This window comes from Bradyrhizobium elkanii USDA 76, from assembly GCF_023278185.1.
GTDB classification, from domain to species: Bacteria; Pseudomonadota; Alphaproteobacteria; order Rhizobiales; family Xanthobacteraceae; genus Bradyrhizobium; species Bradyrhizobium elkanii.
This window is the reverse complement of the sequence record NZ_CP066356.1, coordinates 496,809-510,301: the sequence shown is the minus strand read 5'-3', so window position 1 is coordinate 510,301 and position 13,493 is coordinate 496,809. Positions and strand designations below refer to the sequence as shown.

11 protein-coding genes are annotated in these 13,493 nt (G+C 65.1%); 6 read left to right on the top strand and 5 right to left on the bottom strand.

What is annotated here, in order from left to right:
* Positions 1-9: 9 nt before the first annotated feature.
* The 6 genes from JEY66_RS02315 (at position 10) to JEY66_RS02290 (ending at position 6,604) form a co-directional block, all read left to right on the top strand.
* The gene (locus JEY66_RS02315; protein ID WP_018269156.1) at positions 10-1,227 is read left to right on the top strand and encodes an ABC transporter substrate-binding protein; all 1,218 of its coding nucleotides are present in this window, start codon (positions 10-12) and stop codon (positions 1,225-1,227) included.
* A gap of 58 nt (positions 1,228-1,285) precedes the next feature.
* Positions 1,286-2,419, top strand: a complete 1,134-nt coding sequence (locus tag JEY66_RS02310; protein WP_016842391.1) for an NADH:flavin oxidoreductase/NADH oxidase — start codon at positions 1,286-1,288, stop codon at positions 2,417-2,419.
* Positions 2,420-2,421: 2 nt separating this feature from the next.
* Positions 2,422-3,273, top strand: a complete 852-nt coding sequence (locus JEY66_RS02305) for an IclR family transcriptional regulator (RefSeq protein ID WP_016842392.1) — start codon at positions 2,422-2,424, stop codon at positions 3,271-3,273.
* A gap of 230 nt (positions 3,274-3,503) precedes the next feature.
* The gene (locus JEY66_RS02300) at positions 3,504-4,571 is read left to right on the top strand and encodes an acyl-CoA dehydrogenase family protein (protein ID WP_018269157.1); all 1,068 of its coding nucleotides are present in this window, start codon (positions 3,504-3,506) and stop codon (positions 4,569-4,571) included.
* 31 nt (positions 4,572-4,602) lie between these two features.
* A complete protein-coding gene (locus JEY66_RS02295; protein ID WP_018269158.1) occupies positions 4,603-5,763 on the top strand; it encodes an acyl-CoA dehydrogenase family protein in 1,161 nt (386 codons plus the stop codon).
* Positions 5,764-5,803: 40 nt separating this feature from the next.
* Positions 5,804-6,604 (top strand): enoyl-CoA hydratase/isomerase family protein, encoded by an 801-nt coding sequence (locus tag JEY66_RS02290; RefSeq protein ID WP_018269159.1) that lies wholly within the window; start codon positions 5,804-5,806, stop codon positions 6,602-6,604.
* Between the two features lie 308 nt (positions 6,605-6,912).
* Here JEY66_RS02290 and JEY66_RS02285 read toward each other — a convergent pair whose 3' ends face one another.
* The 5 genes from JEY66_RS02285 to JEY66_RS02265 form a co-directional block, all read right to left on the bottom strand.
* The gene (locus JEY66_RS02285) at positions 6,913-7,950 is read right to left on the bottom strand and encodes an IS110 family RNA-guided transposase (RefSeq protein WP_018269073.1); all 1,038 of its coding nucleotides are present in this window, start codon (positions 7,948-7,950) and stop codon (positions 6,913-6,915) included.
* Positions 7,951-8,133: 183 nt separating this feature from the next.
* Positions 8,134-10,248: an acetate--CoA ligase family protein gene (locus JEY66_RS02280; protein WP_018269160.1), complete on the bottom strand. Its 2,115-nt coding sequence runs from the start codon at positions 10,246-10,248 to the stop codon at positions 8,134-8,136.
* 297 nt (positions 10,249-10,545) lie between these two features.
* Positions 10,546-11,301 carry a VOC family protein gene (locus tag JEY66_RS02275; protein ID WP_016840374.1) on the bottom strand — a complete coding sequence of 252 codons (756 nt, stop codon included), beginning with the start codon at positions 11,299-11,301 and terminating at the stop codon, positions 10,546-10,548.
* Between the two features lie 3 nt (positions 11,302-11,304).
* Positions 11,305-12,099, bottom strand: coding sequence for an enoyl-CoA hydratase (locus JEY66_RS02270; RefSeq protein WP_016840375.1), 795 nt, complete (start codon positions 12,097-12,099; stop codon positions 11,305-11,307).
* Positions 12,100-12,241: 142 nt separating this feature from the next.
* The gene (locus JEY66_RS02265) at positions 12,242-13,447 is read right to left on the bottom strand and encodes an ABC transporter substrate-binding protein (protein WP_026191980.1); all 1,206 of its coding nucleotides are present in this window, start codon (positions 13,445-13,447) and stop codon (positions 12,242-12,244) included.
* Positions 13,448-13,493: the final 46 nt, after the last annotated feature.

Here is a 13,493-nt window from a genome sequence, read left to right as displayed (position 1 = left end):
CCAAGGACAATGATATCGAGATACGGATGGGTCGCCGCGAGCGCTGCAATCCTTTCAGTCGCCTTCGCCGCCGCGCCATCCCACGCGCAGATTTCCGACGACGCGGTGAAGATCGGCGTGCTGACCGATCAGGCCGGCCTCTACGCCGATGCTGCCGGCCCCGGCGCGGTCGAAGCGGTCCGGATGGCGATCGCGGATTTCGGCGGAAAGGTTTTGGGCAAGCCGATCGCGATGGTCGATGCCGACCATCAGAACAAGGCGGACATCGGCGCTGGCATCGCGCGGCGCTGGTATGAGCAGGAGAATGTCGACGTCATCGTCGACTTCGCCAATTCCGCCGTCGCTTTCGCCGTGCTCGAGCTCACCAAGCAGAAGAACAAGGCGATGCTGGTGTCGTCGGCCGGCTCTTCCGATCTGACCGGCAAGGGCTGTTCGGCGAATTCGGTGCAGTGGACCTACAATACCTATGCGCTCGCCAACAGCACGGTTCGGGCGCTGGCCAAATCGGGCGCCAAGAGCTGGTACTTCGTCACGGTCGACTACGCCTTCGGCCACGCCCTGCGCAACGACGCGGCCAGGACCGTGGAGAAGGTCGGCGGCAGCATCGCGGGCGAGGTGCGGCATCCACTCAACAGCATGGATTTCTCGTCCTATCTGCTGCAGGCCCAGAGCTCGAAGGCCGATGTGATCGCCTTTGCCAACACCGGCGGCGACCTCGCCAACTCGATCCGGCAGGCGCAGGAATTCGGGATGGCGCACACGCAGAAGCTCGCAGCCTTCCTGATGCAGACCAGCGACATCCACGCGATCGGCTTGCAGGCCGCCCAGGGGCTGCAGCTGGCGACCGCCTTCTATTGGGATCTCGACGACAAGACCCGCGACTTTGCCGCGCGCTTCATGGCCAGGACCAAGAAGCGGCCGACCATGGTGCAGGCCGGTCTCTACTCCGCGGTCATGAACTATCTCAAGGCGGTGGAGAAATCCGGCACCGACGACGGCCCCAGGGTGATCGCGCAGATGAAGGACATGCCGATCGACGACTTCTTTGCCCGCAACGCATTCGTGCGCGAGGACGGCCAGCTGATCCACGACATGTATCTCGTGCAGGTGAAGTCGCCGGCCGAATCGAAGGGCGCCTGGGACTACGAGAAGCTGGTTCAGGTGATCCCGGGCAAGGAGGCGTTCGCGACGCCCGAGGAGAGCGCCTGCCCGCTGCTGAAGAAATGATTGCGCGCACGAATCCACGCACCACAGGCAAGAAGCCACAGGCAAGGCTGGAGATCGCATGACCGAACTGCCGCTGCTCTTTACCCCGCTGCAACTGCGCGACCTCGAACTGAAGAACCGGATCATGGTCTCGCCGATGGCGACCTATTCGGCGCAGGAGGGGCGCGCCACCGATTGGCACACCGCGCATATCGGCAAGCTCGCCGCCGGCGGCGCCGGCCTCGTGTTCGTCGAGCAGAGCTCGGTGAACACCCAGGGGCGCATCACCCATGGCTGCCTCGGCATCTGGGACGATACGCACATCGCGGACCACGCCGCCCTCGCCGGGCTGATCCACAGCTTCAACGCCAAGGCCGCGATCCAGATCGCCCATGGCGGCCGCAAGGGCTCCTCGCAGCGGCCGTGGGAAGGCGGCAATCCGCTCGGCGAGGCCGACATCAAGGCGCGCGGCGAAGGCCCGTGGCAGATCGCGGCCTCGAGCGGCATTCCCTTCGACGACGGCTGGCCCGCGCCGCAGATGCTGACGTCAGAGCAGATCGATGCCCTGGTGGACGACTATCGCCAGGCGTTTCGCCGTGCCAGGGCGGCCGGTTACGACGTCATCGAGCTGCACTGCGCGCACGGCTATCTGATGCACTCGTTCCTGTCGCCGCTGGCGAACAACCGCAACGACCAGTATGGCGGGTCGCGCGAGAACCGCATGCGCCTGCCGCTGCGGATCGCGGCGATCATGCGCGAGGAATGGCCGGACAATCTGCCGGCTTTCGTCCGCATCTCGTCGGTCGATGGCGTCGACATTGGCTGGTCGATCGAGGACTCGATCGCGTTTGCGACCGAGCTGAAGGCGATCGGGATCGATATGGTGGACTGCTCGTCGGGCGGCATGAAGCTGCCGCGCGGCAATTCGCTGGTGTCGCGCACCCCCGGCTTCCAGGTGCCGTTCGCCGAGCGCATCCAGAAGGAAGTCGGCATGCCGACGGTGGCGGTCGGGCTGATCCGCGAACCGGACTACGCCGAAGCCATTTTGCGGGACGGCAAGGCGACGCTTATTGCGCTCGGCCGCGAACTGCTGTGGAATCCGAACTGGCCCGCGCAGACGGCACTTGCGCTCGGATGCGATCCGGAGTGGACGAGCTGGCCCGAGCAATATGGCTGGTGGCTGAAGCGGCGGGTGGCGCAGCAGGGACGATAGCGATGCCGGTGGCGAAGAAAGAATTGGCGAAGGCCGGCGCGGCTGCCGGCGCGCGGACTTTCGACGGCCCCGATTTCCCCGGCGACACCTCGCGCGACCTGCCGAAAATGGACAATGCGGTCAAGTCGGCGCGGCGCGTGTTCGATGTGCTCGAATTCTTCGAGGAGCACCAGCGCGCCGCTTCCGCGATCGAAGTCGCGGCCGCCCTCAAGTTCCCGCAGTCCAGCACCTCGGCGTTGATGCGAACGATGACGGCGTTCGGCTATCTCCACTATGACACCAGCCGCCGCACCTATATCCCGACGCCGCGGATCTCGATGCTGGGGCACTGGCTGAGCCCGACGCTGTTCACGAAAGGGCGCCTGGTCAATTTGATGGAAGAGCTCTCTGCGCGGACCGGAGAGACCATCATGCTCGCGGTGCGCAACGGGCTCAGCGCGCAGTATGTCCATATCATTCAGGCCAAGCTGCCGATGCGGCTGTATGTCAAGGCCGGAACGCTGCGGCCGCTGGCGCGATCCGCATCAGGGTATGCGCTGCTGTCGGCCTATCCGGACAAGGAGGTGCGCCGCCTGGTGCGCCTGATCAACGCCAACGAGACCCGGCCCGACCGGCAGGTCGACATCAAGGCGCTGCTGCTGGAGCTGAAGAAGGTCCGCGCCAAGGGGCACGCCTTCTCGCTCGGCCTGGTCACGCCGGGCGCGGGCGCCGTCGCCATGAACCTGCCGCCGATTGCGGAATCGAACGAACCGCTGGTGCTGTGCGTCGCAGGATTGAACGACGCGCTGGTCACCCAGGAGACCGAGTTCGCCGACCTGATGCGGAAGGCGATCGAGTTTCATCTGGCGGACTGAACAGATGTCGCTGGCCGATCCGCTCCCGCGCGTGGCATGCAAACAGGGACCATCGAAAGTTCACAATGCGGAATTCGTGCAAAGCGTCCGGCTTCATGCCATCCGCGCAAGTGGCCCTGCGGGCAGCGCTTGTCACGGCTATGGCTTTTCCCCATCATTGAGCGCAAGACAACATCACAAGCAGGGCATGGCCGAACGGCCAGCCCGAGCCAATCAACACGAGGAACGCTGTGGCGGAGAGTGAGAACATCGTCGCCGAGACCGCGGAAAAGATTTTCGCCGATCTCGCGGATGCCCAAACCATCAATCACGACAAGCAGGGCGCATGGAAGGCGCCGCTGTGGCAGGCGCTGACCGAAGCCGGCCTGCCGCTGTCCTGGGTGCCCGACGATCTCGGCGGTTCCGGCGCCAGTCTTGCGGAAGGGTTTAGCGTGCTCAACGTCGCCGGACGGCATGCGATTGCCGTTCCGCTGGCCGAAACAATGCTGGCCGGCTGGTTGCTGACGCAAGGCAAGATCAACTCTCCGGAAGGCGAGATGACCGTGCTGCCGGCAAGCCCGAAGGACCGCGTCACGCTCAACGCAGACGGCAGCCTCTCCGGCCGCGCCCGCGGCGTGCCGTTTGCCAAGGACGCAAAGCATTTCGCGGTGCTGGCTGTTGGCAATGGCGGGGTGTCGATTGCGCTGGTCGACGCCGCCAAGTGCCGGATCGAATCCGGCATCGGGCTCGGCGGCGATCACAACGACACCGTCACGCTCGACAAGGTGCAGCCGGTCACGACCAGGCCGGCGCCGAAGGGTTTTGATCAGACCACGCTGATGCTGATGGGCGGCGTGGTGCGCAGCCTGCAGATCGCCGGCGCGCTGGAAGCGATGCTCGACATTTCCGTGCGCTATTCCAACGAGCGCGTCGCCTTCGAGAAGAAGATTTCGAAATTCCAGGCGGTGCAGCACAACCTCGCCCGCCTCGCCGGCGAAAACGCCGCCGCACTGGCCGCCGCGACCTCGGCGGCCGACACGATCGTCAACGCCACGTCGCTCGATACCGACGCGGTGTTCCTCGAAGCGGCCTCTGCAAAAATCCGTTGCTCGGAAGCGGCCGAGAAAGGCAGCGGCATCGCGCACCAGGTGCATGGCGCGATCGGCTTCACCATCGAGCACATCCTGCACCGCTATTCGCTGCGGGCGCTGGCCTGGCGCGACGATTTCGGCTCGGAGAGCTACTGGGCGGTCGAGCTCGGCAAGCTCGTCGCGAATCGTGGCGCCGATGAATTGTGGCCGCTGGTGGCTTCGCGCTGAGATCAGGACAGAAAGATCAGGACTGGACATCATGACCGCAGCCCTTCGTTTCGATCCGATCCGCCTGCCGGAAAAGTGCGAGCAGCTCCGCAAGGAAGTGCGCGCCTTCCTCGCCGAGGAAATCGCCGCCGGCACCTTCGATCCCCACGCGCCGAACCGTGAGGACAACGACGCGCCCGAATTCTCCCGCCGCGTCGGCGCCAAGGGCTGGCTCGGCATGACCTGGCCGAAGAAATATGGCGGCCAGGAGCGCTCGTTCCTCGAGCGCTACGTGGTGACCGAGGAGATGCGGGTGGCGAACGCGCCGACCCGGCGCTTCTTCGTCGCCGACCGCCAGAGCGGGCCGGTGCTGCTGAAATACGCCCCCGAGCACATCAAGATGGATATCCTGCCGCGGATCTGCCGCGGCGAGGTCTGCTTCGCCATCGGCATGAGCGAGCCGAACTCCGGCTCCGACCTGTTCGCGGCGAAGACCCGCGCGACCAAGACCGACGGCGGCTATCTGATCAACGGCACCAAGATCTGGACCTCGTCGGCGCACATCGCCGACTACATGATCGCGATCTTCCGCACCTCGCCGCCGACCAAGGAAAACCGCCGCCACGGCCTGACCCAGTTCCTGGTCAAGATGAAGCAGCCCGGCATCCAGGTGAATCCGATCGGCCAGATCACCGGCCAGTTCGAGTTCAACGAGGTCGTGTTCACCGACTACTTCGTGCCCGACGATCACGTGCTGGGCGAGGTCGATGGCGCCTGGAAGCAGGCGACGTCGGAGCTCGCCTATGAGCGGTCCGGCCCCGAGCGCTTCCTCGAGACTTACTACGTGCTCACCGAGCTCGTGCGCGCGGTCGGCAAGAACCCGGACACCCGCAGCGCTGAGGGCATCGGACGCCTGGTGGCGCAGGTCCACACCATGCGCCGCATGTCGGTGTCGGTCGCGGGCATGCTGCAGGCCGGCAAGGAGCCGGTGGTCGAAGCCTCGATCGTCAAGGACATCGGCACGGTCTGGGAGCAGCAGCTGCCGCATCGCGTGCGCGATCTCGCCGCCTTCGTCGAGGAGACCGCGACCAACCGCGAGACGCTGGAAAAGCAGCTCGATTTCGCCATCAAGACCGCGCCCAAGCTGACGATCCAGGGCGGCACCACCGAAGTTCTGCGCGGCATCATCGCCCGCGGACTTGGTCTGCGCTAGCCGCGCGGGCTCGCCTTCGCTAGTTCAACGAGGACAGATCATGACCAAGTACACTGATATCGGCGTCGAAACCCACGGCCATGTCGGCCTGATCGAAATCCGAAAGCCGCCGCTGAATTTCTTCGACGTCGCGCTGATCAACCAGATCGCCGACGCGCTGGAGGAGTTCGACAACAATATCGAGATCCGCGCCTCGGTGCTGGCGGCGCAAGGCAAGGCGTTCTGCGCCGGCGCCAATTTCGGCGATCCGGCCCGCCAGGAGCAGGAAGAGCGCGCCAAGAGCGATCCGGCCTCCAACCTGCCGATCAACCATCTCTACGTTCAGGCGGTGCGCATCTTCCGCAACAAGAAGCCGATCGTCGCGGCGATCCATGGTGCCGCGATCGGCGGCGGCCTCGGCCTTGCCGTCTCCGCCGACTTCCGCGTCGCCTGCCCCGAAGCGCGCTTCTCGGCGAATTTCACCAAGCTCGGCTTCCATCCGGGCTTCGGCCTGACCACGACGCTGCCGGAGCTGATCGGCAAGAACAACGCCGAGCTGATGTTCTACACCAGCCGCCGCGTCACCGGCGAAGAGGCCTATCGCTGGGGCCTCGCCAATGTGCTGGTGCCGCAGGACCAGGTGCGGGCCGAAGCCATGAAGCTCGCGCAGGAGATCGCCGAATGCTCGCCGCTCGGCCTGGTCTCGACCCGCGCCACCATGCGCGCCGGCCTCGCCGACCGCGTGCTCGCCGCCACCAACCACGAGCTCGCCGAGCAGACCAAGCTGCGCGCGACCGAAGACTTCAAGGAAGGCGTCAAGGCGACGGCCGAACGCCGCGTCGCGAATTTCAAGGGGCGGTGAAGCTGCGCGCCCGTCTCTCTCAACACGTCGTCCCGGCGAAAGCCGGGACCCATATGTGGACGGCCCCCGTGGCACAAGAGCTTTTTGGTGAGATCGGATCGCTTGCATCCATATGTCCGGCCTGTTGAGTGCGATCGGTCGATCGCTGGCCAAGATGGGTTGCGCGATGCGAGTTCCAAACAACCAGGCGACCTGTTGACGGCCGATGGGTCCCACGGATTGTCTCGCATCGTTGCTCGATCGATCGCTCCATCTGCTCCTGCAGCTCCGGGTCGACCGGCGAGCGAGCCCGCCGGCCGGCCAATCGATTAGGCGGCGGCTGTCATGGGCTTGATCCGTGCCGCCTCGTAACTCTCGCCCGTCGCCATCAACTTCCAGGCGATACGGGCTACTTTGTTGGCAAGCGCCACGGCCGCAAGCTTCGGCGGCTTGCGCTGGATCAGGGCCAGCAGCCAGCGCGAGTGATGACCGCGTCCGCGCCTGGCCTGCTGGATCACCGCCGTGGCCCCGATGACCAGCAGACGGCGCAGGTCCTCATCGCCCGCCCGCGTGATCTTGCCAAGCCTGGTCCTGCCGGCGGTAGAGTGGTCCTTGGGTGTCAATCCCAGCCAGGCCGCAAAATGACGACCAGAACGGAACGCGTGCGGATCAGGTGTCTTCATCACCAGCGCGGTTGCAACGATCGGACCGACCGAGGGGATCTCAGCCAGGCGCCGGCCCGTGGCATCGCCGCGGTGCCAGGCCATCAGCTTGGCCTCAACCGCCTTCAACTCACCCTCGAGCCTGGCGCGCTCCCGGCCCAGCACCACAAACAGCTCGCGTGCCAGGGCGGGAAGCGTCTCGTCCTGCGCAATCCGCGCCAGCAGTGGCTCGATCGCGTCCAGTCCTTTGGGTGCGATCAGGCCATACTCCGCCGCATGGCCGCGGATCGTATTGGTCAGCTGGGTGCGCCGGACGATCAATCCGTCGCGGACGCCCATCAGCATCAGCGCAGCCTGCTGCTCGGCCGTCTTCACCGGCACGAAGCGCATGCTCCGCCGGCTCATCGCTTCACACAGACCTTCTGCATCCCGCCCGTCATTCTTGTTCCGCATCACGTAGGGTTTAACCAATTGCGGTGCCATCAGCTTCACTTCGTGACCGAGCTTGGAAAGCTCCCGCGCCCAATGTTGCGAAGCCCCGCAGGCCTCCATCCCGATCACGGTCGGCGGCAATTTGGCGAAGAACTCCAGCACCTGTTTGCGCGACAGCTTCTTGCGCAGCACCACCTGCTCCGCCGCATCAACCCCATGCAGCACAAAAATATACTTCGACGTATCAATCCCAATGCGGATAATCTGGTTCACGGACGGCTCCCATGTATGAGATCTAGACAACCTCATTCTGGCACACTGATGCCGTAGGGGGCCGTCCACACCATCAACCACCGATGCGAGTGGCGCGACAAGCCGTCTCCCCTTGTGCCCTTTCCGCGGGCCGCAGCGTATGGGTCCCGGCCTTCGCCGGGACGACGGTGGGGAGATGGCGCGCTATCCCTTCGGTACCACCAGCGCGTCGACGATCGTGACGCCCTGTCCCTCCGGATGCACCAGCACCGGATTGACCTCGATCTCGGCGATCTCGCTTGCGTGCTGCGCCGCCAGCACTGAAATCTGCGAGATCAATCGCGCGAGTGCCGCGACATCCGTCTTCGGCGCGCCGCGGAAGCCGTGCAACAGCGGCGCGGCCTTCAGCGTCTCCAGCATCGTGGCCGCTTCAGCCGCGCTCACCGGCGCGGGGCGATAGACCACGTCCTTGAACAGTTCGGTGGTGATGCCGCCGAGCCCCACCATCACCATCGGCCCGAAGGTCGCATCCGTCATGGTGCCGACGATGATCTCGACGCCCTTCCTGGCCATCGGCCCGACCAGCACGCCCTGGATTTCAGCGCCCGGCCGCTGCTTCTGCACCGCCTCCAGCATGTCGCGATAGGCCGTGAACGCCGCGCCCTTGGCGGCGATGTTGACGCGGACGCCGCCGACCTCGCTCTTGTGTGCGATCGCGGGCGACTGGATCTTCATGACCAGTGGAAATCCGGCGCGCTCGATCGCAGCATCAAGCCCGTCGCGGTCGGTCACCAGCACCTCGTCGGGCAACGCGATCCCGGCCGCGCGCAATAGCGCCTTGCTGTCATATTCGGACAACGTCTTCGATTTGAGATGCGCGGAGAGATCGCGCGCCTGCGCCGCGGATGCCGCGATCTCCGGCGCGGGCTTGAAGGCGGCATAGTCCGCCAGCCGCCGCATCGCGACGCCAACATGGGTCAGCCCCGAGAGCACCACCACGCCCGATTTGGCCAGCTCCTGCCGCGCGAACTGCGACGGCAGCGTGTAGGAATAGAACACCACCGGCTTGTGCTGCGCCGCGATCACCGGCTTCAATTCGGCTTCCTTGAACGGCATCCGCGTCTCGCTCGACAGCGACAGCACGACCAGCGTCGCGTCCACTTCATCAGATGTGTCGAACAGCTCGATGCTCTTCTGCAGCCCGCCGGAGGAGACGCCCTGCGCGGTGACGTCGACCGGATTGCCCGCCGCGCCATAGGACGGCATCCATTGCTTGATCTGGCTCTGGATCGCGGCCGATAGCTCCGGCACGCGCAGGCCTTGCATCGAGACGGTATCGGCGCCCCAGATGCCGGCGCCGCCGGACACCGTCAGCACCGCGACGCGATCGCCCTCCGGCAGCGGATTGGTGGTCAGAACCGCGGCAATGGTCACGGCCTCGTCGAGATCGTTGGAGACGATGAAGCCGTATTTCGCGAACACCGCGTCATAGGCCGCCGACCAGCCCGCCATGCTCGCGGTGTGCGAGGCCGCCGCGCGCTCGCCGGCGCCGGAGCGGCCCACTTTGGTTACGATGACGGGCTTCCTGAGCTCTGCCGCGCGCCTCGCCGCCGCCAGGAACTTGTCGACGTCCCTGATGCCCTCGATGAACAGCAGGATCACGTCGGTCGAGGCATCCTGCACCATGTAGTCGAGGAACTCGCCGGCGCCGAGATCGCTCTCATTGCCTGCGCTGACGACATAGCTGAGCGCGACACCAAGCGCCTTGGCGCGATGATAGATCGCAAAGCCGATGCCGCCGCTCTGCGCGACGATGCCGATCCGCCGCCTGCTCGCGGCCAGATCGGGCGCATCCGGCTTGACGTCGACGGTCGGGCTGAAGGTCGCGGCGACCTTCTGCACCTGGCTGTAAAACCCTTCGGCATTGGGCCCGGAGATCCGCATCCCGGTCCGCTTCGCCAGCGCCACGATCGCGTCCTGCATGTCAGCGCTGTCGCCGCCCTCTTCGGCAAAGCCGGATGAGATGATGACCGCATTCTTCACGCCGGCTGCGGCGCATTGCTCCAGCGCCGGCAGTACCGCACGCGCGGGAATGACGATAACGGCAAGATCGATCGGCGCGCCGATCTCGGCGACCGACTTGAAGCATTTCAGCCCGTCGATCTCGTCATAATTCGGATTGATCGGATAGAGCGCGCCGGGATAGCCGTTCTTGCGCAGCATCGCGAGCAACCGCCCGGGAATCTTCTCGTGATCGCGCGAGGCGCCGATCAGCGCGATGCTTTCTGGAGCGAAGAAGGTATCGAGCGAATGCGGCATGGGGGCGTGTTCCCGATTATTGTTGTTGCTCTTGACGATATTGGATCGCTACAGCGAGCTCAACCATTCGCCCGTCATCCCGAGGAGGCCGCGCAGCGGCCGTCTCGAAGGATGAACGGTCCGGCCGACGGCCGTACATCCTTCGAGACGCGCTACGCGCTCCTCAGGATGACGGGTTTTGTAGTCCCGTAGCCCGGATGAATCCCGTAGCCCGGATGCAGCGCAGCGCAATCCGGGGCGGTCTGTCCGCGAAGAGCCCGGTCCCGGATTTCGCTTCGCTGCATCCGGGCTACGAAATCACGCCGTCAGCTTGAACGTCACGCCGCTGAGCAGGAACTCGTCGCCCTTCACCGCACAGCCTCTGGCTTTTGCGGCCTCCAGCACCTTCGCCTTGTCGACGACCTTGAACGTCAAGCCGCTCATGATCTCGCTGTCGCCCTTGACGAAGCGGAAGGTGTTGTTCGGCAGCTTCACCACGGGACCATCGGCGGGAATGCCGATGATCCTGCCCCAATGCGCCGCCAACCCCTCAGGCTCGGGACTCTGCATCTCGACCTCGGTCAGCGACAGCGTCGTGTCCTTGCGGATCGACTTCTGCCAGTCCGGGCCGGCCGGCGGATACGGCCCCAGGATGTCATCGCTGCCGTCAGTGTGGTTGAACTCGATGAAGGCAGCGCGGCAGTCGCGCGGGTGCAGTTGCACGCCGTGATACGGCGCGTGCGTGATGACATTCGCGGTGCGCACGCCCATCGCATTGGCCTTGGCGCCGCGCGCGTCGGGATCCTCACAAGCGAAGATCGCCATATAGCCCCCGCGGCCACCGGTCTTCTCGATGAAGCGCCCGGCCGCCGTGCCCGGCCCCGGCTGGAACGGCGCGACGACTTCGAGCAGGATGGTATCGACCGGCAGCAGCGCATTCTCGAGGCCGTATTTCGCGACGTTGCCGTCGCGATAGCAGACGTCGAGGCCCATGATCGCGGAGATGTCCGCGATGACGGGCGCAAGCTGCGGCGCCACCAGGCAGATCTGCCGCAGCCGCATGTACTCGGCCATGGTCTACTGCCCCTGGAAGGTGGGCTTGCGCTTCTCGACGAAGGCTTTTGCCGCTTCCTTGTGGTCCGTGGTCTCGCCGGCACGCGTGTGATGGATCGCCTCGCCGTCGAAGCAGGCCTCCAGCGTCATGGTCTCGGCATTGTTGATGTTGCGCTTGATGTAGCCGAGCGCCACCGACGGGCCCTGCGCCAGTGACCGGGCCAGCTCCAACGTCTCGGCCTCGACATCGGCATCGGGCACCACCTTGGAGACCATGCCGAGGTTGTAGGCTTCCTGCGCCGACAGCACCGGCGACATCATGTAGAGCTCGCGCGCTTTCGCGCTGCCGAGCATCTTGGTCAGGAAATAGGTGCCGCCATAGTCGCCGGAGAAGCCGACCTTGGCGAAGGCGGTGGTGATCTTGCAGGAGGCGCCGGCAACGCGGAGGTCGCAGGACAGCGCGATCGAGAGCCCGGCGCCGGCCGCCGCACCGTCGAGCTGCGCCACCACCGGCTTCGGCATCTGGTGCAGGATGCGCGAGACCTCCATGCCGCGGCGCAGGTTGGCCATCTTGGCCTCGAACGGCAGCGGGGCGCGGCCTTCCGCCATCGACTTGACGTCGCCGCCGACGCAGAAGGTGCCGCCGGCGCCCCGCATCAGCACCGCGCGCACCTCGGTATCGTCCTGCGCCCGCCGCGCCGCCTCGACGAGGCCGCGCGTCATGTCGGGATTGAGCGCGTTGCGTCGATCGGGACGGTTCATGGTGATGGTGAGCAGGCCCTTGTCGAGGGATTGGAGGACCATCTGATTATCGCTCATGGCGTTTTGCCTTTCGTTGTTGTTTTGAATTCGTCATTCCGGGGCGATGCAACGCATCGAACCCGGAATCTCGAGATTCCCCGGTGCGCAGTTGCGCACCTGAGGTCTTGTCCTTCGGACCATCCCGGAATGACGCTTCGCGTCACTTCTTCACCAGCGGGCAGCGTGACTCCGACAGCGGCTGGAAGGCCTGGTCGCCCGACACGGTCGCCACCAGCTTGTAGTCGTCCCAGCGGCCCTTCGATTCCGACGGCTTCTTGACCTCGAACAAATACATGTCGTGCACCATACGGCCGTCCTCGCGGATCTTGCCGTTCTTGGTGAACATGTCGTTGATCGGGGTCTCCTTCATCACCTTCATGACGGCGGCCGCATCGGTGGTGCCGGCGGCCTTCACCGCCTTGAGATAGTGCGTCACCGAGGAATAGACGCCGGCCTGTGCCGAAGTCGGCACCCGCTTGGTGCGTTCCATGAAGCGCTTCGTGAAGGCGCGGCTGTCGTCGTTGAGATCCCAGTAGAAGGCTTCCGCCAGCAACAGGCCCTGCGCGGTATCGAGCCCGACGCTGTCGATGTCGGTGACAAAGGCCAATAGCGGCGACAGTTTCTGACCGCTCTTGGTGAGACCGAATTCCGCCGCCTGCTTGATCGCGTTGATGGTGTCGCCGCCGGCATTGGCAAGGCCGATCACCTTGGCCTTCGAGGCCTGCGCCTGCAGCAGGAAGGACGAGAAGTCCGAGGTGTTGATCGGATGCCGCACGCTGCCGAGCACCTTGCCGCCCGACTTCACCACGACGTTGCTGGTGTCCTTTTCCAGGTCCTGGCCGAACGCGTAGTCCGCGGTCAGGAAGAACCAGGTATCGAGACCGGATTTCACCGCGGCAAGGCCGGTCACATTGGCCTGCGCAAAGGTGTCGAACACGTAGTGCACGGTATAGGGGCCGCAGGCCTCGTTGGACAGGCGGATCGAGCCCGGACCGTTGAACATGATGATCTTGTTGCGCGCCTTGGCGATCTCGGCAGCGGCGAGCGCGGTCGCGGATGCCGCGACGTCGAAGATCATCTCGACGCCCTGGTTGTCGATCATGTCGCGGGCGATGTTGGCAGAGAGGTCTGCCTTGTTGAGATGGTCGCCGACCACGATCTCGACCTTGCGGCCGAGCACCTCGCCGCCGAAATCCTCCACCGCCATCTTGGCGGCGGTTTCGCTGCCCGAGCCGGTGATGTCGGCATAGAGGCTCGACATATCGAGGATGCCGCCGAGCTTCAGCGGAGGCTTGTCCTGCGCCAGCGACGCATTCGCTGAGATCGCAAACGCACAGGCCAACACGCCGGCCAAAACTCGTCTCATTCCAATCCTCCCTTGCAGCGCGGACCTCGTTCCATCAGGTCCGTTT

Excerpts from the sequence above, each read along its gene's own strand:
- JEY66_RS02315 (WP_018269156.1), top strand. The coding sequence starts at position 10 with ATGATATCGAGATACGGATGGGTCGCCGCGAGCGCTGCAATCCTTTCA.
- JEY66_RS02310 (WP_016842391.1), top strand. The coding sequence starts at position 1,286 with ATGACCGAACTGCCGCTGCTCTTTACCCCGCTGCAACTGCGCGACCTC.
- JEY66_RS02305 (WP_016842392.1), top strand. The coding sequence starts at position 2,422 with ATGCCGGTGGCGAAGAAAGAATTGGCGAAGGCCGGCGCGGCTGCCGGC.
- JEY66_RS02295 (WP_018269158.1), top strand. The coding sequence starts at position 4,603 with ATGACCGCAGCCCTTCGTTTCGATCCGATCCGCCTGCCGGAAAAGTGC.
- JEY66_RS02290 (WP_018269159.1), top strand. The coding sequence starts at position 5,804 with ATGACCAAGTACACTGATATCGGCGTCGAAACCCACGGCCATGTCGGC.
- JEY66_RS02280 (WP_018269160.1), bottom strand. The coding sequence starts at position 10,248 with ATGCCGCATTCGCTCGATACCTTCTTCGCTCCAGAAAGCATCGCGCTG.
- JEY66_RS02275 (WP_016840374.1), bottom strand. The coding sequence starts at position 11,301 with ATGGCCGAGTACATGCGGCTGCGGCAGATCTGCCTGGTGGCGCCGCAG.
- JEY66_RS02270 (WP_016840375.1), bottom strand. The coding sequence starts at position 12,099 with ATGAGCGATAATCAGATGGTCCTCCAATCCCTCGACAAGGGCCTGCTC.
- JEY66_RS02265 (WP_026191980.1), bottom strand. The coding sequence starts at position 13,447 with ATGAGACGAGTTTTGGCCGGCGTGTTGGCCTGTGCGTTTGCGATCTCA.